The sequence below is a fragment of the Dehalogenimonas formicexedens genome, assembly GCF_001953175.1.
Classification (GTDB): Bacteria; Chloroflexota; Dehalococcoidia; order Dehalococcoidales; family Dehalococcoidaceae; genus Dehalogenimonas; species Dehalogenimonas formicexedens.
Genome location: NZ_CP018258.1, coordinates 274,798 through 301,517, shown reverse-complemented (window position 1 = coordinate 301,517; position 26,720 = coordinate 274,798). Strand labels below are relative to the sequence as shown.

23 protein-coding genes are annotated in these 26,720 nt (G+C 53.8%); 12 read left to right on the top strand and 11 right to left on the bottom strand.

The window, feature by feature from the left end:
* Positions 1 to 69: 69 nt before the first annotated feature.
* The 5 genes from Dform_RS01665 to Dform_RS01645 all read right to left on the bottom strand — a co-directional run bounded on the left by Dform_RS01665 (position 70) and on the right by Dform_RS01645 (position 7,615).
* Complete coding sequence (locus Dform_RS01665) at positions 70 to 768, bottom strand: response regulator transcription factor (protein WP_076003484.1); 699 nt, start codon at positions 766 to 768, stop codon at positions 70 to 72.
* A 235-nt stretch (positions 769 to 1,003) separates the two neighbouring features.
* Entirely contained in the window at positions 1,004 to 3,304 is a 2,301-nt protein-coding gene (locus Dform_RS01660; protein WP_076003483.1) for an efflux RND transporter permease subunit, read from the bottom strand.
* 72 nt (positions 3,305 to 3,376) lie between these two features.
* Positions 3,377 to 3,586 (bottom strand): AbrB/MazE/SpoVT family DNA-binding domain-containing protein, encoded by a 210-nt coding sequence (locus Dform_RS01655; protein WP_076003482.1) that lies wholly within the window; start codon positions 3,584 to 3,586, stop codon positions 3,377 to 3,379.
* Positions 3,587 to 4,187: 601 nt separating this feature from the next.
* The gene (gene ftsH, locus Dform_RS01650) at positions 4,188 to 6,041 is read right to left on the bottom strand and encodes an ATP-dependent zinc metalloprotease FtsH (protein ID WP_225973710.1); all 1,854 of its coding nucleotides are present in this window, start codon (positions 6,039 to 6,041) and stop codon (positions 4,188 to 4,190) included.
* Positions 6,042 to 6,208: 167 nt separating this feature from the next.
* The gene (locus tag Dform_RS01645; RefSeq protein ID WP_158513447.1) at positions 6,209 to 7,615 is read right to left on the bottom strand and encodes a glycosyltransferase family 87 protein; all 1,407 of its coding nucleotides are present in this window, start codon (positions 7,613 to 7,615) and stop codon (positions 6,209 to 6,211) included.
* 162 nt (positions 7,616 to 7,777) lie between these two features.
* On the opposite strand from Dform_RS01645, the gene Dform_RS01640 reads away from it, so the two are divergent.
* Positions 7,778 to 8,401, top strand: a complete 624-nt coding sequence (locus Dform_RS01640) for a glycerol-3-phosphate acyltransferase (RefSeq protein ID WP_076003479.1) — start codon at positions 7,778 to 7,780, stop codon at positions 8,399 to 8,401.
* A gap of 20 nt (positions 8,402 to 8,421) precedes the next feature.
* Here the strand turns inward: Dform_RS01640 and Dform_RS01635 are convergent, their stop codons facing one another.
* Positions 8,422 to 9,123 (bottom strand): DUF6629 family protein, encoded by a 702-nt coding sequence (locus Dform_RS01635; protein ID WP_145925492.1) that lies wholly within the window; start codon positions 9,121 to 9,123, stop codon positions 8,422 to 8,424.
* 190 nt (positions 9,124 to 9,313) lie between these two features.
* Between Dform_RS01635 and Dform_RS01630 the strand changes: the two genes are divergently transcribed.
* Both Dform_RS01630 and Dform_RS01625 read left to right on the top strand, forming a co-directional pair.
* On the top strand, positions 9,314 to 10,219 hold the full coding sequence (locus tag Dform_RS01630; protein WP_076003477.1) for a hypothetical protein: 906 nt from the start codon (positions 9,314 to 9,316) through the stop codon (positions 10,217 to 10,219).
* A gap of 315 nt (positions 10,220 to 10,534) precedes the next feature.
* Positions 10,535 to 10,780 carry a DUF2769 domain-containing protein gene (locus tag Dform_RS01625; RefSeq protein WP_076003476.1) on the top strand — a complete coding sequence of 82 codons (246 nt, stop codon included), beginning with the start codon at positions 10,535 to 10,537 and terminating at the stop codon, positions 10,778 to 10,780.
* A gap of 134 nt (positions 10,781 to 10,914) precedes the next feature.
* Here Dform_RS01625 and Dform_RS01620 read toward each other — a convergent pair whose 3' ends face one another.
* Complete coding sequence (locus Dform_RS01620; protein ID WP_225973709.1) at positions 10,915 to 11,685, bottom strand: 4Fe-4S binding protein; 771 nt, start codon at positions 11,683 to 11,685, stop codon at positions 10,915 to 10,917.
* Positions 11,686 to 12,280: 595 nt separating this feature from the next.
* On the opposite strand from Dform_RS01620, the gene Dform_RS01615 reads away from it, so the two are divergent.
* The 9 genes from Dform_RS01615 (at position 12,281) to Dform_RS01575 (ending at position 20,091) form a co-directional block, all read left to right on the top strand.
* The gene (locus Dform_RS01615) at positions 12,281 to 14,050 is read left to right on the top strand and encodes an adenosylcobalamin-dependent ribonucleoside-diphosphate reductase (protein ID WP_225973708.1); all 1,770 of its coding nucleotides are present in this window, start codon (positions 12,281 to 12,283) and stop codon (positions 14,048 to 14,050) included.
* 136 nt (positions 14,051 to 14,186) lie between these two features.
* Positions 14,187 to 15,683 carry a reductive dehalogenase gene (locus Dform_RS01610; protein ID WP_076003474.1) on the top strand — a complete coding sequence of 499 codons (1,497 nt, stop codon included), beginning with the start codon at positions 14,187 to 14,189 and terminating at the stop codon, positions 15,681 to 15,683.
* A 60-nt stretch (positions 15,684 to 15,743) separates the two neighbouring features.
* The gene (locus tag Dform_RS01605) at positions 15,744 to 16,019 is read left to right on the top strand and encodes a dehalogenase (RefSeq protein ID WP_076003473.1); all 276 of its coding nucleotides are present in this window, start codon (positions 15,744 to 15,746) and stop codon (positions 16,017 to 16,019) included.
* Positions 16,020 to 16,079: 60 nt separating this feature from the next.
* Positions 16,080 to 16,472, top strand: coding sequence for a hypothetical protein (locus tag Dform_RS01600; RefSeq protein ID WP_076003472.1), 393 nt, complete (start codon positions 16,080 to 16,082; stop codon positions 16,470 to 16,472).
* Positions 16,473 to 16,652: 180 nt separating this feature from the next.
* Positions 16,653 to 17,489, top strand: coding sequence for a radical SAM protein (locus Dform_RS01595; RefSeq protein WP_076003471.1), 837 nt, complete (start codon positions 16,653 to 16,655; stop codon positions 17,487 to 17,489).
* 43 nt (positions 17,490 to 17,532) lie between these two features.
* Entirely contained in the window at positions 17,533 to 18,384 is an 852-nt protein-coding gene (locus Dform_RS01590; protein ID WP_076003470.1) for a radical SAM protein, read from the top strand.
* Positions 18,385 to 18,628: 244 nt separating this feature from the next.
* Positions 18,629 to 18,826, top strand: a complete 198-nt coding sequence (locus Dform_RS01585; protein ID WP_076003469.1) for a hypothetical protein — start codon at positions 18,629 to 18,631, stop codon at positions 18,824 to 18,826.
* A gap of 72 nt (positions 18,827 to 18,898) precedes the next feature.
* Positions 18,899 to 19,396: a hypothetical protein gene (locus Dform_RS01580; RefSeq protein ID WP_076003468.1), complete on the top strand. Its 498-nt coding sequence runs from the start codon at positions 18,899 to 18,901 to the stop codon at positions 19,394 to 19,396.
* A gap of 17 nt (positions 19,397 to 19,413) precedes the next feature.
* The gene (locus Dform_RS01575) at positions 19,414 to 20,091 is read left to right on the top strand and encodes a cytochrome c biogenesis CcdA family protein (protein ID WP_425481067.1); all 678 of its coding nucleotides are present in this window, start codon (positions 19,414 to 19,416) and stop codon (positions 20,089 to 20,091) included.
* Positions 20,092 to 20,134: 43 nt separating this feature from the next.
* Here the strand turns inward: Dform_RS01575 and Dform_RS01570 are convergent, their stop codons facing one another.
* The 4 genes from Dform_RS01570 to Dform_RS11145 form a co-directional block, all read right to left on the bottom strand.
* Entirely contained in the window at positions 20,135 to 20,914 is a 780-nt protein-coding gene (locus tag Dform_RS01570) for a hypothetical protein (protein WP_076003466.1), read from the bottom strand.
* 40 nt (positions 20,915 to 20,954) lie between these two features.
* Positions 20,955 to 24,026 carry an InlB B-repeat-containing protein gene (locus tag Dform_RS01565; RefSeq protein WP_076003465.1) on the bottom strand — a complete coding sequence of 1,024 codons (3,072 nt, stop codon included), beginning with the start codon at positions 24,024 to 24,026 and terminating at the stop codon, positions 20,955 to 20,957.
* Between the two features lie 147 nt (positions 24,027 to 24,173).
* The gene (locus Dform_RS01560) at positions 24,174 to 25,928 is read right to left on the bottom strand and encodes a PDZ domain-containing protein (RefSeq protein WP_076003464.1); all 1,755 of its coding nucleotides are present in this window, start codon (positions 25,926 to 25,928) and stop codon (positions 24,174 to 24,176) included.
* A 193-nt stretch (positions 25,929 to 26,121) separates the two neighbouring features.
* The gene (locus tag Dform_RS11145; RefSeq protein WP_145925491.1) at positions 26,122 to 26,517 is read right to left on the bottom strand and encodes an NHL repeat-containing protein; all 396 of its coding nucleotides are present in this window, start codon (positions 26,515 to 26,517) and stop codon (positions 26,122 to 26,124) included.
* Positions 26,518 to 26,720: the final 203 nt, after the last annotated feature.

Genomic DNA, 26,720 nt, shown 5'->3' with positions numbered 1-26,720 from the left:
GAATGTTATGATTTAGCACCCCGGGCAGCCGCCGTCCAAGTAAACGAAAATAAGAATAGCGCCGGAGGCTTAAGGTCTCAAGTACTGCTGGGGTTTAACCAGGTAATAACCTTGACCGAATTGGTTCTGGATCAGCTTCGGGTTATCGGGATCGGTTTCTAATTTTTCCCTTAAATGCCTGATATGAACCTTGAGGGCATTCGGCGATTTGGGATTAGTCGATCCCCAAATTTCCCGGGAAAGGTCCTCATAACCGGCCAGAAGCCCCTGCCTTTCGATCAATAACTTCATTATCCTGGTCTCGATATCGGTCAGAAATACCTCTTTATCGGCGTACGCTAGAGACCGGTCTTCGACATTGAGTCTCAACATTCCGAAACGCAGTGATTGTTCGGTGCTCTCCGACGAGGTTTTGCGAAACAAGGCTTTTATGCGTCCGATCAGCTCGGCCTGTTTTAAAGGTTTTATCATATACGCATCCGCCCCGGAATCCAGGCCTCTAGATACCGCTTCTTCATCTCCAATGACAGACAGGATTACGATAGGCACGCTGGAAGACGAACGGATCTGTTTTACTACATCAAACCCGTGGATATCCGGTAATCGCAGGTCGACGAGCACCACGTCGGGGTTGTTTTGTCCGAATAAATCGATCCCTTCGCCACCTGATTGGGCCGTGTATAGCTCCACACCCGGGAAGCCAAGTTGCACCGCTAATCGGATGAACTCAGCCGATCCCGGATCATCTTCGATAATTAGTATCTTCATAACAGGGGCTTTTCATTGGAAAATTTAAATCCGGCGGTGCTTGAACTCAGGTAATTTTCGAAGCAGTTGTTGCCTGAGGTATCGTATATGATACCGTTTTTGGCGTCAAATCGATTTATATCGCCATTCAAATAGCCGCTCCATATCCGCGTACATGGCCTGCCAGGGCAAAGGCAAACGGCGGCGCGGACAACGCGCGCCGCCGTTCAGCCCACACAGGTATATTGGTTGCGGATTAGCCGATCTGTGCCGCGACCTTAACTGGCACGCTTTTCCTCTTATCCACCGCCACGATGATTGTCGGCAATACCACCAGGCTTGAGACCAGGGCAAATCCGACGTTGATCATGGTTACCGCGCCGAAATCGGTCAGGATCGGAAAATCCCGGGCGAAAAGGAGGGCGCCGAAGCCGCCCACCACCGTCAGACCGGAGGTGATGACCGCCCTGCCGATCTTGGTCATGGCTGTAGTCATAGCCACTTCCGGCGCTTCCCCTTTTTTACGCTCCTCGTTGTAACGCATCATGATCAGAATGGTGAATTCGACGCCAATTCCGATGATCAGGGATCCCAGGGTGGCGGTAAGCGCGGTGTACTTGATGTGCCCAAGGTACATGACGATGCTGGACCAGCCGATGATCATGGCGACAGGCAGAGTAGCGATCAGAGCCCTGGCCCCGTTGAACCTGAACAGCAGGAAGAGGCCGAGGAAGACCAGGGCGATCCCAAGGAGGGTCATTTCGGTTCGCCCGGAGGTCAGTGAATTCATTATCTCCAGACCGATGACTCCCTGCCCGGTGACAGTAGCTTTTATGCCGGCGGGTGGTGATGTAATGTAGCCTTCGATAGCGTTTTTCAGTTCCTTGAGCTGGTCGGTGCTGATACCCGGACCCGTCCGTACCGTGATGTTAGCCATGGCATCGTCCGGCGTGAGCAAATTGCCCTTGAGTAAGGCAGGCACATAGCCGAGCGCCTGGTCCACCGCGGCCTGGGTCGGCGGTATCTGCCCCTGGTTAATTTGGGCGACAGTGTCGGCAATACCGGTGGCTCCAACGACCGGGACGGCTGATTGAGACAGGATCTTGCCTTCCACCCCCAGCATCCAGTTGAGCGCTTCGGGTGAGGTGACATTGGCGCCTTTGATCATGATGTTAAACGCGGCCGAACCGCCGGAAAGCTGGGCCAGTTCGTTGAAATCCTTCATCAAGGGAAGGTCCTGGGAGATATACTTGTTTTCGTCGGTTTCGGTCGGAATCTTGTTATCCAGAGCCACGCCCAGCACGGTAAAGAGTGCGGCGACGGTGATTATCGCCACCGGGTTGCGGATGACCCAGGGAGCCAATTTACCCAGGCTGCGCTCGACAACTCCAGCCCGTCCTTCGGCGGCAACCTTACCGTTTTTGCCGATGGCTTTGTCGGCCTTGCCCCGGTCGTGGATGTAAAGGATCGGCAACAGGATGAACAGGGAGACAAGATAACAGGCAACGATGCCGATAACCAGCATCTGGCCGAACTGGCGGATCATCGGCACCGGCGAGATGAACAGCGCTACGAAACCCAGCGCGGCCGCGATGATGGCAATGGCGATAGCCGGACCGATGTGCCGGACCGAATCGATGATCGCCTCGCCTACGGTCTCGCCTCGCCTGGCCTCTTCGTCATACCGGTTGTGGAACTGTACGGCGTAATCGACGCCCAGGCCGATCAGGATGGGTAGAATAGCCATGCTGACCATGGTTATCGGCACCGACAACCAACCCATCATGCCGAAAGCGTAAACACTACCGATAACAACAGCCCCCAATGGCAGCCAGCGCCAGGCAAAGAAACCCCTGACCGAGAATACGACAGCCAGGATAACGAGCATCAACAGCATGGAGATGCTGATCATCGTGCTCATGCTCTTGCTCATGAGCGTCTGCATCTCGGCAAAAATGACCGAAGCCCCGGTCACCGATCCCTGGACGCCTGAAAAGGAGGCGTTGTCGATGGCTGTGTTGGCATCCGACACCAGCGCATCGATCTGCGCCTGGGTTGCGCCGCCTTTCATCGTTATTATGACAATGCCAATGGTGTCCGTCGGGAAAAAGTTCTTCATCTCCGGACGCACCGCGCCGTTGTCGAGCAGTATCGCGTTCAAGGTAGCCTGGTCGGGAGGCAATACCGCCGAACCAGTCACCTGGGCCATCGCTTGCCTCAGCGCGAAGCCGGGGCCTACGACCGACAATACCCCGTCTTCTCCGCTCAATTGCTGTTCGATAGAGTCCAGTTCGGTGATATTCGCCAGATTAAGGAGGTTGTTAAGTCCGTCAGCGCGGGCCAGAACGATGATCGCGTCAGCGCCGAAATTATCGTTGAATTCCTGGTAGTCCTTGTAGACCTGGGAATTTGCGTCCATCATCGTTTCCATGCCGGTAGCCCAGGTCAAACGGGTTGCGCCGACCATGGCACCTAGCAGAAGAACGATACTGGCGACGATTACCAGCGTTCTTTTTTCTTCGATGAACCTGCCGAGACCTTTAAAAAACGCGTCCACTTATACCCCTTTTGGTCGAAATTTGAGATGCGGGACGACAATTGAAAGCATTAGCTGCTCAAAGATGCATTTTCAAGCGCCCTGAGCATTTCGGATGCCTTGGTCAGAAACCCGGTGATGTTTTCGGCTTTGACCACCACTGCCGAACACCAGCAGTTTGGATGCCGGCGTAATGTCAAAATCTTTCCGGGCTTCCGCGGGAATAACCATTTGGCCGCGTTCACCGATTGTTGTTGAACCATAGAATTTCGGCGACCAGACCCCGTTAAAATCGTGCTCCATCACAGCATCCTCATACAAGTATGAATAATATGATAGGACAAACTATGTGTTTTGTCCATCTGGCCAGACCCCGCGTTCGCCCCCACCAGGCGCCAAAATCCACGCTCGAAATCTGAAATAAGCCCCAAATTCTAAATTCCAGGGTCAACAACCAGCGGTAAATATTCGTTTTTAGTCTTTTTGATAAAAGTTTTATGAAGAAACGAATCATTCTTTTCAGCTTTAGCCCAATCGTGAGATTGGATCCAAAAACAAAGGAAAACCAACCGCAAGCCCCTCAAAACGCCGGCCTGGCCGAATAATACCAATTCTCCATTGCTATCAATACCTCGCCCCCCGATTCCCGCTTTACGGGGACGGAGGACAAGCGTGCTGTTTCCAATCATGCAAGTATTATAGCACGGGCGTTCCCTGGGGTTGTCAAGCGCCTCGTGTCGTTTTTAGCCTGATATTTCGTTATGTCAAGTTCTAAAGTTGGCGACTTTAGGGTATTTAACTAATGTGAAAAGAAATGCTGTTTTCGCCCGCCAATGATTAAAACTTATGGGGTATTTGGATGGCGACAAAGTTGGGTCGCACGGAACTGTCGGTTGCCTGGCGGTCAACTCTGGGATTGACCGGTCGGCCCGGTTGAATCGGCAGGATTCGCCGCCGGCTTTTCGGTGATCGGCTCCGTAAACGCTTTCTCCAACTCCGGTCCCTCCAGAGTTTCCTTGGTCAGGAGGATGCCTGCCAGGTGGTCGAGCCTGGGCCGATTTTCCGAAAGGATTTTTCGGGCGGTATCGTGTGCGTTCTCGAGGATCACCCGCACTTCATCGTCGATCTGCCTGGCGGTATCCTCGCTATAATCTTTTGTTTCCGGAGGACCGATTCCAAGGTAACCCTGCACGGTGGTTTGACCGTAGGTTCTGAAACCCAGCTTATCGCTCATGCTGTACTCGGTGATCATTTTCCTGGCGATATCGGTGGCTTGCTTGATGTCGCCGTGAGGGCCGGTGGAAACTTCGTTGAAGATCATCTGCTCTGCGGCATGGCCGGCCATGAACGTGGCCAAGGTGCTGCGGAACTGGGACTCGGTGATAAAATAACGGTCTTCCTCCAAGAACCTGGTGTAACCCCCCATAGACCCACGGGCAACTATCGAGATCTTCAGGACAGGATCAATATTTGGCAGGTTCCGGGCAACCAGGGCATGGCCGGCCTCGTGGTAGGCTGTCAATTCTTTGTCCCGTGGTCTGATCGCCAGGCTTTTCCTCTCCGGACCGGCTAAAACCCGGTCGATCGAGTCGGCGAGTTCTTCCATTCCAATAATCTTTTTATTCCGCCGGACCGCCAAAATCGCCGCTTCGTTCATGAGTTCCGCCAAATCGGCGCCGCTGAAACCATGGGTCTGTTTAACGATTAATTCAAGATCCACGTCCTTTGCCAGGGCTTTGCCTTTTGAGTGGATCTTCAGGATAGCGATCCGGCCGTTAGTGTCGGGGCGGTCAAGCGTGACCCTGCGGTCGAAACGTCCCGGCCGTAGGAGCGCCTGATCAAGAACATCGACCCGGTTCGTGGCGGCGAGGACTATCACGCCGATGTTCGGGTCGAATCCGTCCATCTCCACCAGGATCTGATTAAGTGTCTGCTCTCTTTCCTCGTGGCTCCCCGGGATGTTGCCCGCTCTTTGGCGGCCAACGGCGTCCAGTTCATCGATGAAAATGATGCAGGGCGCCATTTTTTTAGCTTCGGAGAACAGGCTCCGCACCCTGGCGGCTCCCACCCCCACGAACAACTCGACGAATTCGCTGCCGCTGATCGAAAAGAAGGGGACGCCCGCCTCCCCGGCTAATGCCCGTGCAAGGAGGGTTTTGCCGGTGCCGGGCGGACCGACCAGCAGCACACCCTTGGGAATAGTCGCGCCAATAGCCTGGAATTTAGCCCTGTCCTTCAAGAATTCAACCACTTCCTGCAGGTCTTGTTTGGCTTCTTCCACCCCCGCAACGTCCGCGAAAGTGACTTTAGGCCGGTCCGGTGACAATAGCTTCGCGCCGCTGCGCCCGAAACCGGCGACATCTCCACCGGCAGCCTGTCGGCGGGCAAAAAATATGAACATCAGGATAAACAGCGCCGGGATGCCGAGGTAAATCAAAAGGGAAGTCAGATTGCTGGCCGCGGCATTGGTGGATGTGTTCACCGGGAAAACAAACCCGAGAGATTTCAGATCCGCCATATTCAATGAATCGATGTTCGCAGTCAAAACCGATCCGTTGGAAGCTGTGGCAGCCGTGCCATTGCTGTCAGTGATGGGGATTGGCGTTTGAGCCTCGACAGTCATCGACATTGTTCCGGAACCGGTGTCTATCGCCACTTTGCTGAATGAATTCGATTGGGAAAGGTTGATGGCTTCTCCCAGGCTGATGCTTATCGCGTTCCCGGAACCGACACAGCCTGAAAGAACTATCGCCCCCAATATTGCGAGAACACCTGCAATTCTTTTCGAAAACGTCATCGGTCGCACATTCCGTCAGATTATGGTTGTTTTCACTATCCCTGAATCACTCTATCACGCGGAAACGGCAACTAAAAATGGCATAAAGAGCCGTCAGGCAGTCAAAATTATTGGCTGATGGCGCTAGTTCAGGAGGGCGGGTACACCAAGGCCGATGTTAGCGGTTTTTTATTTTCGGCGTATTCATCGGAGATGATCATAGCCAGAATAATTACGTCAAAATAGAAGAAATACGACCATAGGCTCCTCCAGGCGAAAAAGAGCGGCAAAACGGCCAGGATTAGTCCCGTGTAGGGATACCTGCGGCAATTCAAATAATACCAGATCATTCCAGCCAATCCGGCGGCAAGCTCAAGAGCCCCGAAAAACAACCTGGAATCGATTTTCAAATAGCCGCTGATCTCCAGCGATACAAACCCGACCCCGATGGGGAAGAAGCGATCGATCATCGGTGCTGTTATCGAATGGAGCCACAAGCCCGGATCGCTCATAATGAACGGCAGATTGAAAGCCGCAAACACTCCCAGCACGATTGCCGAAGTTAAGAATGTCCGCCGGACTCCAAAAAACCGGAAAATGAGGATCAGATAAAACGGCACAAAAAACCACGGTAACTGTTTGATGCTTATCGCGATCCCCATGAAAATTGCCGATAACCACCAGTTTTTTCTCCACATTACCCAACTCGCCAGGAGGAACGGGAAGAACAAAATCCCCGTCTCGCCACTGGCTAGTGAGTTCCAGATTTCCACGCTGGCGATAATCCCCGCCAAAAGCCACAGGCGCAGTTTCGGCGGTGATTTCCAGACAACAAAGATTACCCCCGCGAGCACAAACAGCAGGTAGATCCAGCGGATGTCAGTTATTCCTGCCGCTACGAAGAGAGCCGGTAAAACGAAACTGGCGGCAGGGTAGTTCATTCCGGATTCGAACTCCGGAGGCGGGTCAGCCGGATTCAGGACGGCCTCGTCCCACACAGTCTCCATTTCCGGCCCGGTGGGGTATGGAAAACTGCCGGTGAACCTACCCGTTTGAATCGGCGTGAGTCTATCGTAAGGGACTCCAAATTCGATGCCCCCGGCGACGATGTTTGACGATTGGTACGGGTTCTTGCCTTGCAGCAGGTTCTCCGAAGCTTGCTGGCAAAGCACCGTGGAATCGTTGTAGCCGTAGCCGGTTTGCAATGCCCCCAACAGGTTATGAGTATCGGCGCCCAGAAAATTTGATTGGAAATCTCCTATTTTCCCGGTCATCGCTCCGAAAAACTCAAGCCCTGAGAGCAATATGACGAATGCTATGATTGCGATCGCGACCTTTTTTAGCCGCCGCCCGTGTTTCTTGAGTAAAGCGTCGGTGACAGGTAAAGCTATGAACCATAGTAAAGCAAACCAAAAAAGCCACAGGACGATGCCCAAGGTGTAGAGTAAACCGGAATGCACTACGAACGCCGCACCCGATACGGCGGACGCGGTTAATTTGAGGATTACCGCAATAAAAAACAGGAATATGCGGGGAGTTCCGTGATGATTAGACACGCTGACTTCCATCATCTCTAAATATATTACAAACACCTTGCAGCCCTTAATGACCCGGATTTCCGGCCCAGACCGTTCCACTGCTTTTCGATCATTTCGCCTCGCGCCCAGGGATGATATATTAAAGGCGAAGAAGCCTGGTCGATCCGGCGCATAAAACAGATGATTTGGCTAATCATAACCAGCTATTTTATCGGCGCATTTCCAACCGCCTACATAACCGGGCGGTTGCTTGGGCGCCCCGATATTATGACTTTGGGCGATGGCAACGGCGGATCCCAGAACGTTGCCCGCTCTTATGGCCTCAAATACGGCCTTTTGGTATTTATCGTCGATTCGCTTAAAGGGGCGCTGGTGATCGGCCTAGCGTCATCGCTTGTCGGTACTCTGCCGGCGATGCTGTGGGCAGGCACAGTATGTGTTCTGGGACACACCTGGTCAGTGTTTCTGGGCTTCCGGGGCGGCCGCGGCGAGGCTACCGCGATCGGCGTGTTGACGACACTCATTCCCCTGCCGATGATCATTGCAGGCACGTTCGCCGTCGGCACCTTGATCTGGACTAAAAGCGTCATCAAAACGAGCATCGTTTTGTTCGCGCCGTTGAGCCCGCTCTGCTGGTACACCGGCGTTTCGAAACAACTGACAATCTATTCAGTGATGTTGCCGGTGATCCTGGGGATCATCTACCTCACCAAAGAGCGGCAAAAACTGGCGGGTATGGTTCCTCATCCCTGCCCTGAAACCCCGTCTGACGACAAAAAAGCCTCGAACCCCGATTCTTTTTAGGCCTGCCTGGTCGATCGCTTTTATGATGATTCGATCCTGGCTGAATTTCGAGAGGTCCGCAGTATCCAAATAATGATGACGCTCATCAGGGCGGCGAAAAAACACCATACAGAGGTAACATATTGGGTATAGAAGATCACCGTCACCATCAGGGAAACGGCTATCGCCAATCCCAGCAGCCAAACGTGCTTAACCGACGAAACCCACAGTGGTAAGATGACGGAAATGCCGTAAAGAATCGGAATAAGTCCCCACGAAGTTGGGAAACTATTGTTATATTGAATATGCGAACCCTGGATTTGAACCGTTACCGGGTAGTTCAACAGGCTGTATGCGTTCAAAACTGAGACGATCCCTCCGGCAGCAACCAAAAACGCCAGGAATATTCTGCGTGCTTTAACTTTCTCCATCAGTAATACAGATAGCGGAACAAGAGTCGGCCAGGCTGCCAGTGCGACTGTCAGAAAAACATAGGTGGCGGTATTTTGGATAGCGATGTGGCCGCCTGATCTCAGAGTCAGCCAGAGGACTCCCTCTGCGAACTGCTGCAGGGCGAAAATCAAGGGTATGCTTGCGAAAAGCCGCTGCTCCGGTCTGATCCTTTCACGTTGGGCGGCGATTCCGACCCCGGAAATCACCGCACCGCCGGTAAAACTGGCTACTGCTGAGAAGCACATAGGCTTATTTTGCAACTCCTGAAAACTACCTGCGCTCCCGTTCATTGTGCCACCAAAAGCAGCCGGCCCAAAATGACATGCCGTAAACACCAGAGTATGAGAGTTCACTCTACCCGAAACATCGTGTGATCGCCCGGAGTAGGTACCGAATCAAGAAAAAATAGGTGCTTTCACTAATTACCCAAACCTCTGATTGTCATTACGATGTGTATATACGTTAATCCGGGAGGACGGTATGAAATATGCTAAAGTCGTCAAAATGCTCGCTCTTTTCTCTGCGCTTGCGCTGCTGATGGCGCCCTTTGCCTGCACTAATGGGAGCAATAACCAAACCTCGACCACCGGGCCCGCGGTCCAGGGACCGGCCATCAGCATCACCTCACCCGTATTCCATTTTGATCCGGCCCATCCGGGTGAGAGGCCGGTCATTGCGGGGCCTGGCAGCGTCACCATAACCGTCGATGTCACCGGCTTCAACCTGGTGCCCGAAGGGCAAACCGGGCAGGCGCCTTATGGGCACATCATCTACTATCGGGATGTGGTGCCGCTCATACGCGCCGGGCAGCCAGCTCTAACCGATCCCGGCACCTACGTTTCCACTACCTCGAAGAGCCACACCTGGCAAAATGTACCAACCGGTCCTCACGTCTTTTACGTAATGCTGGTCAATTCGGACAACACCCCCCTTAACGTCCCTGCTTTTGACGATGTCATGGTCATTGTTGAAGGAGCGCCGGTTTCAACCGGTCAACCGACAAGCGCACCCGGCGCGGACCTGGCCATCATCACGCCCACCTTCGATTTCGACCCCGCGCATCCGGGTGAAAGGCCAATTATCAACGGGCCGGACATCACCATCGGGGTCAAGGTAACCGGATTCAATCTGGTCCCGGCTGGACAAAGCGGGCAAGCCCCCTACGGGCACCTCGTTTATTACCTTGATGCCATTCCTTCAACCATTGTGGGGCAATCAGCCCTGACCTCATCCGGCACATTCGTCGCCACCACTTCATTGACCAATACCTGGAAAAATGTCAGTCCCGGCCCGCATGTTTTCTGGGTCCAGTTGGTCAATACCGACAACACCCCGCTGTCCCCGGCCATCCTGGTCAATATCACCTTGATAGTCCTTAACCCGTAATAGCCTCAGCCGGTCAAAGAGAGAGGGAGGCAGCCGCCTCCCTCTCTTCTTCATCGCGCAGAAGCGGCGCCGAATGATCGTTATCGAGCTTTTGGGAAAATTAGGTAAAACTACGGATAGTAACCCGCTGTTTTCTGGGCTATGCTGTGGAGGCGCTTGGGCATGATCAAAATTATGCGCGGCGACACGGTTTTTCGTCGCCAATGCCAACCGCGCGGGAATACCGGGTGCGGAAGAGTGACAAAATCGAATATTTCGCCATCGTGCCTAAAAACTAAGGTCTGAAAAAATGAATGAAGGAGCCGGCTGAATCGAATGGATAACTCCAACCCTGTAAAAAAGGCCATTCTCGGTTTTAACAGCGCCTTGTTCTGCCGTTGTCGGAGCTGTCCGACCTACCCGGGGAAAAACGATCCGCGGGTTTACTGTGAAAGGGGCAAAAGCCCGTTGGAGATCAAGCGGGTCAGTTGCCTGTGCCCCACTTGTCTGGTCTGGAAAGTCAATGGATTCAAGGAGACCTTCTATTGCGATACGGGGAAAGACCCGAAGTCCAGAATATAAATCGCATCAGGCACAATCAAGCAGGGATTTTTTTGTTATCGTGCCCCGTGCCGGTGTAAGCCCCACGGATTCGAACGACTCCTGAGAGCTTACGACACTGGATTCCGTTTAGCAGGGGGCATGGCGTCTCCGGGTTACCAGAGCTTCCCGGCAACCGGGTGGCCCGCCCTTTTTTGAAGAACGATAGCGGCGCTTTCGCATGATGACCGGCAGATGCCGCAGCCATAACATCGCGCCGGGTCGATCCTGGATTTCTTTTCCCCGGCGCTGAAACCGATGGCGCCAAACTGGCAAACCTGCATGCACCTGCGGCAGCCGGTGCACCGTCCCGGAATAATTTCGGCGATAAACTCCGACCTGAACATTATTGGGAAACCGTAGCCTACCGTCGCTCTCATCGCCAGGCAATCGGTCCTGTCGCAATTGCAGATCGCGCCGATAAACGGCGTAACAAACGTCCAGACTGTGTGACAAAGCCCCTCTTTTTCATGCTGTTTTAGACTTGCCAACGCCTCCCGTTTGGTAAGGATTTCCAGACCTGAAGTATCCGGGCCGGTCAGGTAGGAAACGTCCACCTGCCGTATTAAGTCGGCCATCATTCCGCCGTTTGGCGCCATACTCAGGCAATAGCAATACCGGTGTTCTCTGCCAAGAGTGCTATGGCGGCAATAGCAGGCTATTCTGACTATCGAACCCAGCGAATCGAAGATCTTTTCGCATTCTTCAATCGGGACCACCTGACCGAAGTGGCTTTTCATCTGCCGGTTGGTTATATAAGGATTAACGACGGCTTGAACAAATCCCGGCAATGTTTTCAACTTTCCCAGTTTCTCAATGCCGTCGGCCGACCGTTCGGGATGCCGGATGAAATCGGTGATAAACTCCCTGCGGCGAAGATCGCTCATCAGGTCTTCAGAATAGTTTTTGGCCTGAAGGTACCACCGTTGGCCCTCCCCGTGCTGATGGCAGAACTCACACATAGTCCCATTTTCTCAGAAATACCGGCGAGATTAAAGACCATTTCTTCGGTCGAACTTCCAATGATGCCATCCACAAGCCAGGTTGTTACTGCCCGCGGTAACATTATGTCGCATATCGTTTCGATCATTCACCGTAAGCAAGTGAACTCTCATTAAAAATACGTATCTTAGCGGATGGCACTATCAATTTCCCGGGGTATAATTTATGTATATTCTAAATATCATTCTTATCCTGTTTTAATATCCTGCTGATGTTCATCCTGTTGCCAACTGATGTTCGCTCGAAAAAAAAGGTTCAGCCCGGCTTAGCATCGGTGATATAAGTCACATTAATTAGTTATCATAAGATATAGGATATTGATAGTAACTTAAATATGAAATCGAACACGTCTGGCCGGAGTTTCAACTCGTCGATACTAAAACTGTTCCCAGGATCACGGGTGGCAGTCATGAATATATTGGCCCGAGCTTCCTCCGGTGATCATTTTTCAGACACGCCATCCGGGGAGTGAGCATAGTTTTGAAAACATTAACCCAATTGCCGCTCGGTCTGAGCCCAAACGCATTGAGGGTCCTCGAAAAAAGGTATCTCAAACGCGACAGGTGCGGCGCCATTATCGAGACCCCTGAAGGCATGTTCCGAAGGGTTGCTGATGCCGTGGCTATAGCGGAGCGCCTTTACAATGCAAAGGCAGACACCGGCGCGGTAGCAGATGAATTCTACCGGATTATAGCCGGTCTTGAATTCCTGCCCAATTCACCGACCCTTCTTAACGCGGGCACCCAGGCTGGGCAGCTGGCTTCTTGTTTTGTCCTGCCGGTGCCGGATTCGATCGAAGAAAGCTTCGATGCAGTGAAATATACCGCGTTGATTCACAAGAGCGGCGGTGGCATCGGTTTCAACGTCTCCCATATACGACCCAAGGGCAGCCCGGTCGGTGAGCATCTCGATGCCGCGGGTGGGCCTGTCGCCCTGATCCATGTCATTGCCGGGGCTGCCGACTATATCCGGCAGGGCGGGGTGAGGCGGGGCTGCAACTCGGTGGTAATGGATGTGACTCATCCTGACATCCTTGATTTCATTAAAGCTAAAAACAATCCCCAAGCGCTGACTAATTTCTACAACTCGGTCTCTGTTTCCGACGATTTCATGGCTCGGGTAAGGTTAGGCGCAGATTACTACCTGGTTGATCCCAGCACCCGTCAGGAAGTTAGGCGTCTCAACGCAAGGATGGTTTTCGATCGCATCGTCGACCAGGCCTGGCGTACCGGCGATCCGGGACTGGTCTTTTCCGACCGGATCAACTGCGACAATCCGACGCCGGCTCTGGGCAGGATCGAAACCGTTACCGGTTGCGGTGAACAGGCAATGCTGCCCTATGAATCCTGCACCCTTGGGTCGATCAACCTGGCTCGGATGCTCAAGAATGAAAACGGCGAACTCGCCGTGGATTATGACAAACTCGACCGGCTGGTACCGGTCGCCGTCCGGTTCCTTGATAACGTCATCGATATTAACAAATTCCCGGTGCCCGCTATCGAGACCGCCACCAAATCTACAAGAAAGATTGGGCTGGGGGTCATGGGTTTCGCCGACATGCTGATTCAGCTCGGCATTCCTTACAACTCGACCAGGGCGATCACGCTTGCTGAAGAAATTATGGAATTCATATCCAGTAGAGCCCATGGAGCCTCCCATGAGCTTGCCCGGGAAAGAGGGGTTTTCCCGGCTTATGCAGGCAGTGTCCACGAAAGCCGGGGCGTTGCCATGAGGAACGCTTCTTGCATCACCATCGCCCCTACCGGCACATTATCAATAATCGCAGGTGTATCTTCAGGCATCGAACCAATCTTCGCCGCGGTTTTCGTCCGTAATATCCTTGACGGAGAGAACCTGCTTGAGATCAATCCCTATTTCGAAAAGTTAGCGCGGGAACGCGGATTCTTTAACCGGGAACTCATCGAACAACTGGTGGCTTCCAACCATCTCCACGCCCGGAAAGAGATCCCGGAGGATGTACGCAAGGTATTCGTAACGGCTCACCGGGTTTCTCCCCAGTGGCATGTCCGCATCCAAGCGGCGTTCCAGAGACACACCGATAACGCCGTGTCCAAAACGGTGAACTTCCCCCACGACGCCACCCAGGAAGACATCGCCGGAGTATTCATGATGGCTTATGAACAGGGTCTCAAAGGCATCACGGTCTACCGGGACGAAAGCCGTGAATCGCAGCCGCTGTGTACCAGCGATACCGGGCTGGCAATGGTCAGATCGTATTTCAATGGCTGAGCAAGTAACAAGCTTATCCCGCGACACATAATATGGAGGCTCGATGATCCTGACACCCGAGAGAGACCGGGTGACACTGGGAAAAGACCGGAAGACAATCGGGAAAGACCGGTAAATGTAACGAAAGGAAAATAGAATGTCAGTATTTCACAGCACGGTTACGCGCCGGGACTTCATGAAGGCTCTCGGCTTAGCCGGCGCCGGCATCGGGGCAGCCGCCGCCCTTACCGTCCCCCAGTTCCACGATCTGGATGAGTTGGCGGCGACCGGGCCCGGCTTCAAGCGGGACTGGTACGTGAAGGAGCGCGACCTTTTCAATCCGACCATCGAAATCGATTGGGGCGTGATGAAACGCTACAACGGCCGGACTCAGTCGCAGAGTACCGGTGTGCTCCAGCAGTACCCCTCATACAACAATGGCGTAGACGACCGCAAAGCTGCCGGTAACGCCATGGCAGCCGCCCGGCTCGCCAACCAGGACCCGGGTTATTCACAGAAATTCCAGGCGCTGAACAACGGTAAAAACAACCGGGCCACCTATCCCACCTGGACGTTCACCGGCACGTACTCCGACAGCAAAAGCTACGGCAGCACCAACACCAGCCTGGGCTTGCCAAAATGGACCGGAACGCCGGAGGAAGCCTACAACATGTTCTATTCGGCCATGAGGTACTACGGCTACACCTGGCTCGGTGTCACCGAAATCGAAGACCACTGGCGGAACCAGTTGTTTGATCTTTATTCCACCACCGGTACCAACTCGATGTACACTTTTGAGAACGTCGACGCCCCCTACATTGCCGCGGATCCCACCGGTGTCTCGAAGGAAAAGTGGGTTATCCCGACAAACGTTCAAATCTACGGCGTCGCCTTCTCCGAAGCCGCCTCTCCGGAGGCGCGGAAATGCCCGTCGGCGATATCCAACAGCAACAACTCCATCGTCGATAAAGCTTCTTTTCTGCGGAACCGCATGGCTGGTTTCCTGAACGTACTCGGTTACCACATCTTTGGTAACACCGGCGATCAGTCCATGCCGCTTCATACCGGCATCATGGGCCCGTTAACCGGTTATGCCGAGGCCTCGCGGCAGAATAACTACACCCTGACATCGGAGAACGGTCCGCATCACAACGACTTTACCATGCTGACTGACTTCGCCATGTCGCCCACCAAACCCATGGACGCGGGCATCTGGAAGTTCTGCGCTGGCTGCGCCACCTGCGCCAAGCATTGCATGGGCAGAGCTATCTCCCTTGACAAAGAGCCCACCTACGATATTCCGACCACCGACGGTCTGACGTCGACCTTCCACAATCCCGGCCCCAAAGCTTTCTGGCTCAACTGGGTAGCCTGCGCCACTAACCGCGAAGCCTGTGGCGGCGACTGCTGGCCGCAGAAGGGTGGCCGCATGTGCTGGATCCAGTGCCCGATGGGCAACGACAAGGCTGCCATGATCCACGCCCTGGTAAGGACAACCGTATCTCAGACGAGCATCTTCAACTCGTTCTTCGCCACCATGGAGGAGAAGATGAGCTACGGTATCTACGAACCAGACGACTGGTGGAAGATGTCGCTCCCGGTGTACGGACAGGACAGCACCATCGGCGCCGCCAAGGGTGGATACGCCAAATAAACGAGGCTGAAAACAGCCGGGCGCTGCGAATGGCGCCTGTAACAAGAAGGAGAATTCTATATGTGGTTAGTTTCCGGTGCTATCGCCGCGGCGTTCCTCTTTTTGATGGCAAGCTTTTTTAAGAATAAGGGTTATGCCGTCAAATGGTACGCCTGGCTGACCGGTATCATCGCCATGATACTGGTCCTTTTCACGGCCCAGAACTACTTTGGTTCTATCGCCGAGTTCTGGCCGGTCGCGGCTAGATGGTTCCTGCTCATCAGCGGTTTGCCCGCCCTGATCCTGCTGGTTTTAACCTGGCAGTTGATCGTTCGAACGAAGCAACCCGCCAAATAGGTTCGGAGCCGGAGGGAGGGTACTCCCTCCGGCTGAACCAGTCGGATATCGAGGAATAAGATGAAATACTACGCCACCGGCAAACAGATAGTATATCCCGAGGACTACAATACCAAGGTCATGTTCCTGCGCAAAAGCGAGGAATGGATCAGGCAGAAGCAATCCGAAGGCATCCTGGAAAGCGCCTACAGCTTCGCTGCCGGCGGCGGTTTCTTGATCTTCAACGTGTCATCCCACGAAGAACTCATTAAAAACCTGATCGATTTCCCGATGTACTGCCTCTCCGAGTTCAAGGTAGAACCATTGGTGACATTCACCGAAAACGCTGAGCTGATCATCGAGGAATTCAAAAAATTGGGCGTTTACAAAGAGGGCGAAAACTCAACCGTCAACTCTGAGAATAAAGACGACACCGGCCCGGCTGCCGTGCCCCCGGTCTTTTTTAAGAGTTGATTTTGCCATGATGACCTTGTTATGGCTCTTTGCCGCCGGTTCGGTCATGTGCGCTGCGACGTGCCTTATCGCCCAAAGAGTAGTCCCGGAATGGTACGAGTCAGCGCCGAGTTGGGGTGATATTGCCGCCCCCGGAAGTGACCGTTCCCCCCGAATGAACGCGAAAGTCAAAAAACATATATGAACACCAGGATTTATCACATCGCCTACACCCCGGAACTGAAGGAGATCTGTCTCTTCTTCTGGGGCTGCAATATTGAATGCCGCGGCTGCTATTGCAAACGCCGCATTTACTCCCCGATGCTACCGGATTTCCTGGGCAAGCATATCGAAGAACCGGCCGGACTTGCTCCGGCGCCTGAGAAATTCTTAACCATGGACGAACTGGTGTCTATTCTCGACAAATACGATTTTACCTCGGTAGTCCTGGAAGGGCAGGAGGCCGGACTCGACCCGGAGTTCGCCAACATCACCCGGATGTTGCACGAACGCTATCACACCAGAAATCTGCTGCTGTCCAACGGACTGCAATTGCCTGATCTGACCGACGTCGATCGGGTAGAGATTGGCATCAAGGCTGTGTCTGACCATTTGAATATTTTTTACGCGGGCGTTTCCAACAAAACTGTCCTGGAGAACCTGGAAAAACTGGTCGCTGCCGGAAAAGACACTTTTGTCGAGTCCGTCTTCATCCCCGGCTTGATAGATATCAATGAGATCGAACGGATTGCCCGGTACATCGCCGGCGTTAAAAAAGACATGCTCTTTGTCATCCTGCCTTACTTCAAGTCCGGGGACAACCCCTGGCGGCGACCGACGGTCGAGGAGATGGAAAGGGTCGGCGAGACCGCAAAAAAGCACCTTGATAAGGTCTTCTTTTTCCGAGGTAACGAGGAACTCAAGTTCAAAGTGTTCAGCGCTTTCCCGGAGGGTGCCGGAGAACTGGAGAACACCGGGGACATGACCTCCCTCTCAGACCTTCTGGGTAGTCCGGACGCTGATCCAGTGATCGCCTGATCGAAGCCTCATTGAAATTAGCCTCTGAACAACAATCTGAAACATGAACACCAGGATTTTTCATATCACCTACACCCCGGAACAAAAGGACGTTTGCGTCCATTTCTGGGGCTGCAATTTCAAATGCAGGGGCTGCTATTGCGTTGACCGGATCTACAGTCCGATGCTGGATTTCAGGAACTTGCTCAAGCTTAAATCTGATGGCGCCGCCAAACCACCGTGCCATTTCTTGAGTCTCCCGGAAGTCCAGCGAATCCTGGATGGCCTGGAATTTAAAACGGTAGTTATTGAGGGGCAGGAGGCCGGCTTGGATCCGGCGTATTCCGCCTTTACCCGGATGATCCACGAGCGGTACGGGGCCACCGTCACTCTGGTAACCAATGCCTGCGCACTCCCGGACCTGTCCCACACCGATACAATCGAGATCGGTCTCAAAGCGCTTGATGACAGCCTCCATGTCGACTACACGGGAGTTTCCAATCAGCGGACACTGGAAAACTTCGACAAGTTGATAGCGATGGGTAAAAAGTTGGTTGTCGACACCGTATTAATACCTGATTATATCGACTCCGGCGAAATCGAGCGCATTGCGGTTCATGTTGCTTCACGCGACCCGAACATGCCATTCATTCTGTTGCCGTACTTCCCGGCGGGCGTGAATCCATGGCGCCGTCCCACCCCGGCTGAAATGGACGAAGCCGCCGAAAGGGTGAAGAGACATCTCAAACGGGTCTTTTACTTTCGCGGCGGGGAAGAACTCAAGTACCCGATCTACAACGTCTTCCCCGAAGAAGCCTGCCAGGCGGACCGCCCGGATTCGAAAAAATGGCTGGCAACGATTCTTCAGCCGGCTGAAGCCCTGGACAGCACCTCAGCTTCCTGCCGGCCCGCCTAGGAGGCGGTGTGGATTTCATCGGACAGATATCTGCCCTCGGTGGTAAAAAGGTGCCATGCCGACCAAATACCAGTTCCGTCGGCTGTTACCACCCGATATCGCCAGAAATATCTTTTGGAATAAGCCAGAGGCGAATCCCAGACGAGGGTATTTGTTTTCGACGTAACCGGCCCCTATTTCGGCAGGCAGTGACAAAAATACCCCCTTGAGGTATGCTGAATGGCAGAACCATCTCGGGGGGGATATGAAGCTCGGATTTCACAACCGGATCGTCGCTGTGACCGGGATTCTGGCCGTCGTCGCTTTCCTGGCCGGTTGCGGCAGCTCCCTTCAAAATCCGACGCCTTCGAGCCAAAGTCCGGGCGTCACAGGTCCCGCACCTTCGTCTCTGCAAGCCCAAACGCGGGTCGTGCTGGCGGAAATGTTCACCGGGGATTGGTGAAGCTACTGCCCGTTCGCGTCGCGAGCGATCGAAAAGAATGCCTCAGAACTCGGCCCCGGCAAACTGCTGGTATTGCAATACCATTCCGGTGATAAATACGCCACCCCATCCACAGAAGCCAAGGCCGCCGAATACAACGTCCGGGGCTTCCCCTCGATGTATCTTAACGGCGGCAACTTAATCATAGGCGGCAGCGACGCAAGTTACGTCCAGCAGAAAGCAGTCATCGATCGGGAACTGGCCAAAACGCCTGTTGTGGCTATAGCATCGACGATGAAAACCTCCGGTAGCATTAGCGTGAGCACCACCGTCACCAATACAGGCGCCTCATCCATTTCCAACGCCAAATTATACGTTGTCTTATTCGAAGACCTGGGATTCGACGAGCACCACTACACCGTGCGCGACCTCCCGGCCCCGATAACCGTCGCCGGCCTGGCGGCAGGAGCCTCCCAGCAGTTCAACATCAGCTCTGCCTACAACGGAACTTCGGCCAATCTGAAGGCAGTGGTATATCTTAAAGCTGCCAATGGCGAGGTCCTTCAGGCGGCTCTCAGCTCCAAACCGTAAAACGCACGATGGCCAACGTGGATTTTTGGGCGGCTCTCGGCGGGGGGATTTTGTCGTTTCTTTCTCCCTGTGTGCTGCCGATGGTGCCGGTCTATCTTGCCTCCCTGGCCGGCCCTGAGTTTCTGGATGCCCGGAGTTCAGCGATCAACCGCAGGGGTTTATTCCTTCATTCACTCAGTTTTGTGGCCGGTTTCAGCCTCGTGTTTACCGCCCTGGGCGCTCTAGCCGCCTTTACCGGTACCGTCGTCAATCCGTTTACTCCTGCCGTCAGGTATATCTCCGGGACCGTGTTGGTACTGTTGGGCTTATACATGTTGGCGGCGGCGCGTTTCCCTCAGATTAATTTTGAGAAACGCCTCGATCTCCGGGTCGGCCCCCGTGGCTACATGCGCTCGTTTCTCACCGGCGCCGTGTTCACGGTTGCCTGGACGCCATGCGTCAGCCCCATCCTGGCCAGCATCCTCACTCTTTCGATGAGTAGCGGTACCGCCTGGCAGGGAAGCTCGCTACTTGGGATATACTCTCTCGGGCTGGGCATACCTTTTTTGGCCGTCGGATTAGCCGCAGGCACTCTGGTGCCGCTGCTTCGCCGTTTGAACCGGCTCACCCTCTGGTTTTACGTCGCGGGGGGTATTGCCCTGATTTCGGTGGGTGGCCTGATCATCCTTGGCAAGCTCAACCTTTTGGCAAGGTGAAACCGGTTGTTTTGGCAGCCGGATTCTAACCTGAAAAAGTGTCCTATTCGTTGCCGTCGGTATCGGAAATAGTCTTGTCGAACGATTCTTTGAGCTTGGTTCCCAATTTCGTCAGGGCTTCTTTCAATGCCTCGTTGGCAACCTTCGAAGCAAGTGCCTTGGCTTCGACATTGGCTCGTTCGAGACGGGCTTTCGATTCGTTTTCCGCCCTTTGCCTGGCGTCTTCTACGATCCCGGAGGCTTCTTTCCTGGCGCCCTCGAGGATGCGTTTTACCTCCGCCTTGGCAACTTCCGACGCCTGCCGCTTGGCCCGCTCGTGCGATTCGATGATGAGATTCTCCGCCTTGTCCTGGGCTTCGGCGATGAGCCGGATGCACTCATGGTCCGCCTTTTCCCTGGCGATCTGCTTGTATTCTTCAGCAGCGTAATCGGCGTTGTGCTTGGACAGCGCGACGTGGTCGGATATCTCTTTTTCCGCCCGGTCCCGTTCCAGGGCGATCAACGATTCGATCTGCATCTGGGCATGTAACCGGGCATCTTCAAGAATGCGTTCTTTCTCCTCCATCGCCTTGGCGACGATATCGATCGAGGTCATCGCCGCTTCCTGCCTGACCGTTTCGGCCTGCTCGGCCAGGAAATGGAACATCAATTCTTTATACTCCTGACGGGCCCTGGCAATGATGGGGGCTGTTTCCATGCCCACTTTTTGCCGCATGCGCTCCCCTTCATCCTCGATAACCTTACTCAGGTTCTCGCTGACGCGTTCTATGACTGATGGCAGGTCCGGAGAAAATAATTTCGGGTTTTCAGTGATGTTTTCCATGTAAACCACCTCAAAATATTATTTACGAGTTTTAGCCGGCTTAATTCTTGCCGTTCACCAGGATGATGCGCCCTTCCCTTCGGACAGAGCAGTTAATCAGCATCCTGGAAAGAAAACTCACCAGCGCGGTGTCCTTACTCACGTTTAGGCACATCTGGACGTCGGAATAGCAGTTATTCAAAGTCAGCAACTTGATCTCGGGCGTGTGTTGAATATAATCCCTTATAGCCGACAGGGCGCCTGAACCGGTATTATGCAAACGAATAATATACTCTCCCAGTTCTTCTACCCGAGCGAGAACAGGTTTCTCAACCTGCTTAGAAGTCTCGGGCTGGTTCTGAATTTTCACCGGGGCATCAATTGGTTGTCGGGCAATCTTTTCGGGTATCGTCACTGGTTTCGGTCTTAAAACCGGGGCGGATGGCTCGATGGGAACCGGAACTACCCTTCGAGGCTGCGTCCCCGCTCTCCTGGAGAGCATGAATATCATCATAACTGTGGCCGGTAGAAGCAGCGCGGAGAGGAGCAGCGGGTTAAAACTGCCGGTAGACCCGGCTGCGCTGAGTCCCGGAATTGACAGGTTTGGGACCTCTGGCGCAGAAGTTGAAATGGATGGCGCCAGGACGTTGATCGAAATCGTTGAAACCACCGGCGGGTCAAACGGGGTCCCGTCATTCTGGATAAGCTGGATCCCCAGGGTGTGGCTGCCCGGTGCCAGGTTGTCCCAGATATATGATTCCGATGTTCCCTCGGCATAAGTTCCCGGGGCAGTCAACGCGGATTTGCCCTGGATGATCGGGATACTTACGTCTAAGTAGTAAATGATTCGGCCTTCCCCTGGAACGTTGGAGCGCTCGCCGGTTAATAACTTCAGATTACCGACGGATGCGGTTACGGTCACCGTGCCTTGCGCTGTTGATGTGCCGCCGCTGGGAGTGTTAATCGCAAGGATCGGCGAGGGCAATTTGGGAGGCTCCGGAGCAAACAGGGCGAAACTGGTGAAATGGCTTACTGAAGCGGTGACGGTTTTTGCCTCGGTATCAACGGTTCCTGCCAGCTCGACCCAAGTCGACCCGTTCCACCAGGCGATGACTAAGTCGGATTCACGGGAACCGGGCGGCACCTGATCGTCAGTGTAGTGGAATATCATCGATATCGCCGGCGTGAACGTAACTCCGTTGGGTCCCATCTCATAAGCTGAAACAAGGGTGTCCTGGGGTAGGCTTGGGGGTGGATTGGACAGAATTGCTGCCGTAAGGAATGGCTGTGCTGCGCCTGCGGCATTCCAGATAGAGACGCCTACCGGAATATCAAGTTTGAGGTTCCCGTCCGAGGTCTCGACACTGCCGGCAGCGATAACTTTTCCGTTTCCGTCCATAAAGGGTGAGGTCCCCGCCAACCCGATTCCCACCACCTGAGATCCAAATCCCCCCCCGTCTCCGCCGCCACCGCTCGAAGCCGTCCAATTGGCATAAATTGTCGTATTGTCTGTAACGATATCGGTGTTAAAATTCCATTGGCTGGTGCAAGCGGCTTCTTTATACCAGCCGGCGAAGACATGGGCATCCCGTGCGGGTGGAGTGGGCAAAACCACCAATCCGCCGTACGAAACCGACTGCGAACTGATCGCGGAGCCCCCTTGTGAATCGAATACCACGGTGTGAATATCCGGGGCAAAACTGGCGCTTACCGATATTTCAGCGGTTACGTTCGCGTCGGTGCGGCTTGCGGTCAGGACCCCGTCGCTCCAGCAGATGAAGTGGTACCCGATGTCCGGCGCCGCAGTTACCGGCGTGCCGCTGCCGCCGAAATTCACAACCTGAGGTGACCCTCCGTTTATCGTTCCATGAGCATCGGCAGTATAGGTCAAGGTGTATGTGTTTACGGCAAAACTGGCTGTAATGGTGTGGTCGGCAACCACGTTGGTAAAAATGTAAGAGGCCATCGCCCCTATCGAAACCCCATCGACCAGTACATCCAAAATATAATAGCCGGCATCAGCGGTGATGGCGAAAACCTGGCTCCCGCCCGGGGTCACTGTCACAGCAGCGGACGGGTTGATGGTGCCTCCCGCGCCTGCCGTCGGAGTGATCGTTAGTTTCGGCGCAACGTCCGGAGCGAAACTGGCGCTCACCGATATATCAGCGACAACGTTCGCGTCGGTGCGGCTGTCAGTAAGAATACCATCGCTCCAGGTGACGAAATGGTAGCCGGTGCCGGGTACCGCGGCGACCGGTGTCCCGCTCTCACCGTAATTCACCATCTGGGATGTGATGCCGCTGACCGTGCCGCCCGGGCCGGCAGTGTAGGTCAGAGTGTAGGAATCAGCGGTAAAACTGGCCGCGATAGTGTGATTTGCAGTTAGGTTTGTAAACGTGTAGGACGTCACCGCCCCTGCTGAAATATCGTCAACCAGCACATCCAGGACATGAAAACCGGTTCCGGGGTTAATGTTGAAGGTTTGGCTCCCTCCAGAAACGACAGTTATAGCTCCCGGCGGATCAATGGTTCCGTTTGCCCCGGCACTCGCCGTTATGGTGAAATTCTGTGTTACGTCGGGTGCAAAACTTGCTTCAATGGTGTGATCGGCTATTACATCGGTAAAGGTATATGAAACCGCCGGCCCTATCGAGCCGCCATCGACCAGTACATCCATTACATGAAAACCCGCCCCGGCTGTGATATTGAAAACCTGACTGCCCCCGGAAGCGACGGCCACCGCCCCGGACGGATCGATCGCTCCATTGGCGCCCGCGCTCGCCGTGATGGTGAAGGTCTGCGGCGTATCTTGGGAGAAACTGGCAGCGATGGTATGATCGGCGGTGACGTTGGTAAAAGTGTATAAAACCACAGCCCCGACCGAGGCGCCATCCACCAACACCTCCGCGATATGGTAACCCAAGTTCGCCGTAATCGTGAACGATTTGCTATTCCCCTCGGGCACGTTCTGGGGGTTCGGGGGAGTGATTATGCCGCCCGTTCCAGCACTTGGCGTTATGGTAAATTGCCTGTCGGCGTAGAGATGAGCCGGAATGGAAAATGATAAACAGAGGACCGTTACAAAAAGGATTTTGATGAAACCGGAGGCCAGATGAAAGGGACGATTTTTCATGCCCAACTACATCTCCCGGCATCGCCCCTCACGTTTACTTTCGAAGAATCATACTCCTGAGTTAATCGTTTGACAACAATTATTTTTGATCGTCGTTAGCTTGTATGGAAGGTTCTTTGTTATCCCGTTTCGAGCTGGATTGTTCGATCATCCCGCCGGAGGTAAACTGTTCAAAAAATCGATAGCAGCCTGAGCGGTTTTAACCTGAATTACGATAATGTTCTCGGCCGCTTTTGAAGCATCCGCGAAGTTTTCCGCCGGAGTTAGAAAGTACCTGGCGCCCGCCCTCTCTGCCGCCGCCACCTTCTGCTGGACGCCGCCGATCGCCCCCACGTTCCCGTTAATATCGATCGTTCCGGTTCCAGCTATCCGATACCCCTTCGTCAAGTCGTCTGCCGTGACTCGGTCATAAACCGCAAGGGTAAACATCAGCCCCGCTGAAGGTCCGCCGATGATTTTTTCCGGCGTTATATCTACCGAAAAGGGCAACGTGAAACCGGTCACGTGAGTCTCGCCGCCGATCCCGATGCGCACCGGACCACCGACAAACGCAGGCGGAAGCGTCTCAACCAGCACATCCAGCGTCACACCCCGGCGCAGGACCGTTAGCCGGATTTCAGCGCCCTCCTTTTGCCCCTGCATCAGATTTTGGAGTTCGATGACGGAGTTGACCGGTTGCTGGTTCAGTCCGGTTATCACGTCGCCTTCTAAGAGTACGCTGTGTGCCGGGCTGTCGGCCAGTATGGATTCGACCAGTACTCCGTCACTTTTAACAGTGACCGGATACCCGGCAAGGCGCAGGCCAACGACCGTCGCCGTGGTCTGGCTGTCGAAGAGCATGTGGTGCCCCTCCTCGGCCTGTGAACGGACCGATTGATTCGGCGGGAAAATTTCTTCCTCCGGCGCCAGCCTCACAGACTTATCGAAACAGCCCCACACCCACTCCGTAAATAAGATCGGTGCCTGGGGAATGACAGACGTAAGCATTAAGCTGCCGTCTGAAGAGTGACTGTATTCAACGGGAACCCTGACCATCGGTTCAACCGGTGCGGTGACTCCCGGCGCATAAAGTCCGTAATTCATCGGCATCAAACCGACCGTGATAGCTCCCAAAGGCATGATCGAGAGAACCGCCAGGCTGGCTGACGTCACCAGTCCATGCTTGCGTGTAGATATTTCTTCAAAAGATGGTTGCAGTGGGACTTTTACTGAGACAAAGGAAATTGCCATTAATGCTGCTTGAGAAAATGCTATCAGCCCCGCCGGCCACTCCAGGCTGGCCTGTTGAGATATGAGAACTATCCCCCAAAAGGTAACGGCGATGATCCCCCAGAAGCCCGCCCATTTAGCAAGCCATGTGCCTCGAACCGGTGCGTCGAACAGCCCCCACAGGATCGCCCTTAGTAATCGCCCGCCATCTAAAGGAAAAGCCGGTATCAAATTGAATACTGCTACAAAAAGGTTGAAAACGGCCAGGAATAAGGCCACCGAGCTTACATAAGGGTTGATCTGCTGGTTCCAGACCATGAAAGCGGCGACAGCCAGAAGCATTTCTGCTATCGGTCCTGCGGCCGCTGAAATAGCCTCCCGGCCGGGGCTTCGGGCAAGAGGCCAAGCTTGCGCAGGTTCGGCGATCAAATAAATCGGGGTCCTCTTTGGTAAGCTGTCTCCTAGCAGCTTCGCGGCTATAGCGTGCCCCGCGACATGGGCCAGGAGTGAGATCAGAACAAGAAGAACTATTGCGCCAGCGATCGTCCAGGTCTGAAGGTTCGACATCGATCCCATCAAGGGCACGTAGAAATCGGTGATCCCCCAAAACAGCAACGGGATTATCAAGAGCCAAATAGCATCCAGCCTGACTTTGACCCAACCGAGATTTACATTGAAACCGGAAAAATTCATAGCGGGCGAGATACTTTCCGCTCTATCTGGCGTTTTCTAGAATTGAGGACGCTCGATAAGGCCGGGGTTGACTCGAGAGAGGGTCTGAAGTGGTGGGCTACGGTGTACGACAGACAGAACTCCGGTATTTGAGATAGCGTTTGATGTTGGCTGAGCTTGCCCGTTAAGTTCGGAATTTGAGTTCAGATTATGTCTAGTTCTCCACGTCGAAAGCTGTGACGCTGCTATCGTTATTGTTTGCTACCCAGATTTTTAACCCATCAAAGCAGATAGAACGCGGATGACAGTTCTTCGCGCTAATGCCTATGACTGGGTAGTTTTCTAATAGGCCTCCATCTCCTGCACGCAATTTAGTGACGCTATTGCTCTTATTATTAGCCACCCAAATATTGCGACCATCGAAGCAAAGAGCAACTGGTCGGTGGCGACCGGAGAGAGCCACTGAATAATGTTTTATATGTGGTCCATCATCGGTCGACAATTTCGCGACGCTATCAGTATGATTATTGGCTACCCAAATATTATTGCCATCAAAACAAAGCGCACAGGGCTGATGAAATCCTGATTCACCATCTCCATAACACCCCATTAAGGCTCCATCCGTCGCTCGAAGCTTATAGAGGTTATTTCTACTGACGTCTGCTACCCATATATGTTTGCCATCAAAACAGATGGCGCATGGCTTACTCCTTCGAACGTCGTCTGAGGGGATACGATAATTTCCACGAAGGTTACCATTAGTCGCCGATAACCTCGATACGGACTCGCTTAGATAATTAGCGATCCAAACGT

What these genes read in the sequence shown, in the direction of transcription:
- Dform_RS01665 (WP_076003484.1), bottom strand. Translation starts at nt 768, where the DNA reads ATGAAGATACTAATTATCGAAGATGATCCGGGATCGGCTGAGTTCATC.
- Dform_RS01655 (WP_076003482.1), bottom strand. Translation starts at nt 3,586, where the DNA reads ATGGAGCACGATTTTAACGGGGTCTGGTCGCCGAAATTCTATGGTTCA.
- Dform_RS01640 (WP_076003479.1), top strand. Translation starts at nt 7,778, where the DNA reads ATGATTTGGCTAATCATAACCAGCTATTTTATCGGCGCATTTCCAACC.
- Dform_RS01635 (WP_145925492.1), bottom strand. Translation starts at nt 9,123, where the DNA reads ATGAACGGGAGCGCAGGTAGTTTTCAGGAGTTGCAAAATAAGCCTATG.
- Dform_RS01630 (WP_076003477.1), top strand. Translation starts at nt 9,314, where the DNA reads ATGAAATATGCTAAAGTCGTCAAAATGCTCGCTCTTTTCTCTGCGCTT.
- Dform_RS01625 (WP_076003476.1), top strand. Translation starts at nt 10,535, where the DNA reads ATGGATAACTCCAACCCTGTAAAAAAGGCCATTCTCGGTTTTAACAGC.
- Dform_RS01620 (WP_225973709.1), bottom strand. Translation starts at nt 11,685, where the DNA reads ATGAGCGATCTTCGCCGCAGGGAGTTTATCACCGATTTCATCCGGCAT.
- Dform_RS01610 (WP_076003474.1), top strand. Translation starts at nt 14,187, where the DNA reads ATGTCAGTATTTCACAGCACGGTTACGCGCCGGGACTTCATGAAGGCT.
- Dform_RS01605 (WP_076003473.1), top strand. Translation starts at nt 15,744, where the DNA reads ATGTGGTTAGTTTCCGGTGCTATCGCCGCGGCGTTCCTCTTTTTGATG.
- Dform_RS01600 (WP_076003472.1), top strand. Translation starts at nt 16,080, where the DNA reads ATGAAATACTACGCCACCGGCAAACAGATAGTATATCCCGAGGACTAC.
- Dform_RS01595 (WP_076003471.1), top strand. Translation starts at nt 16,653, where the DNA reads ATGAACACCAGGATTTATCACATCGCCTACACCCCGGAACTGAAGGAG.
- Dform_RS01590 (WP_076003470.1), top strand. Translation starts at nt 17,533, where the DNA reads ATGAACACCAGGATTTTTCATATCACCTACACCCCGGAACAAAAGGAC.
- Dform_RS01585 (WP_076003469.1), top strand. Translation starts at nt 18,629, where the DNA reads ATGAAGCTCGGATTTCACAACCGGATCGTCGCTGTGACCGGGATTCTG.
- Dform_RS01570 (WP_076003466.1), bottom strand. Translation starts at nt 20,914, where the DNA reads ATGGAAAACATCACTGAAAACCCGAAATTATTTTCTCCGGACCTGCCA.
- Dform_RS01565 (WP_076003465.1), bottom strand. Translation starts at nt 24,026, where the DNA reads ATGAAAAATCGTCCCTTTCATCTGGCCTCCGGTTTCATCAAAATCCTT.
- Dform_RS01560 (WP_076003464.1), bottom strand. Translation starts at nt 25,928, where the DNA reads ATGAATTTTTCCGGTTTCAATGTAAATCTCGGTTGGGTCAAAGTCAGG.
- Dform_RS11145 (WP_145925491.1), bottom strand. Translation starts at nt 26,517, where the DNA reads ATGGGGTGTTATGGAGATGGTGAATCAGGATTTCATCAGCCCTGTGCG.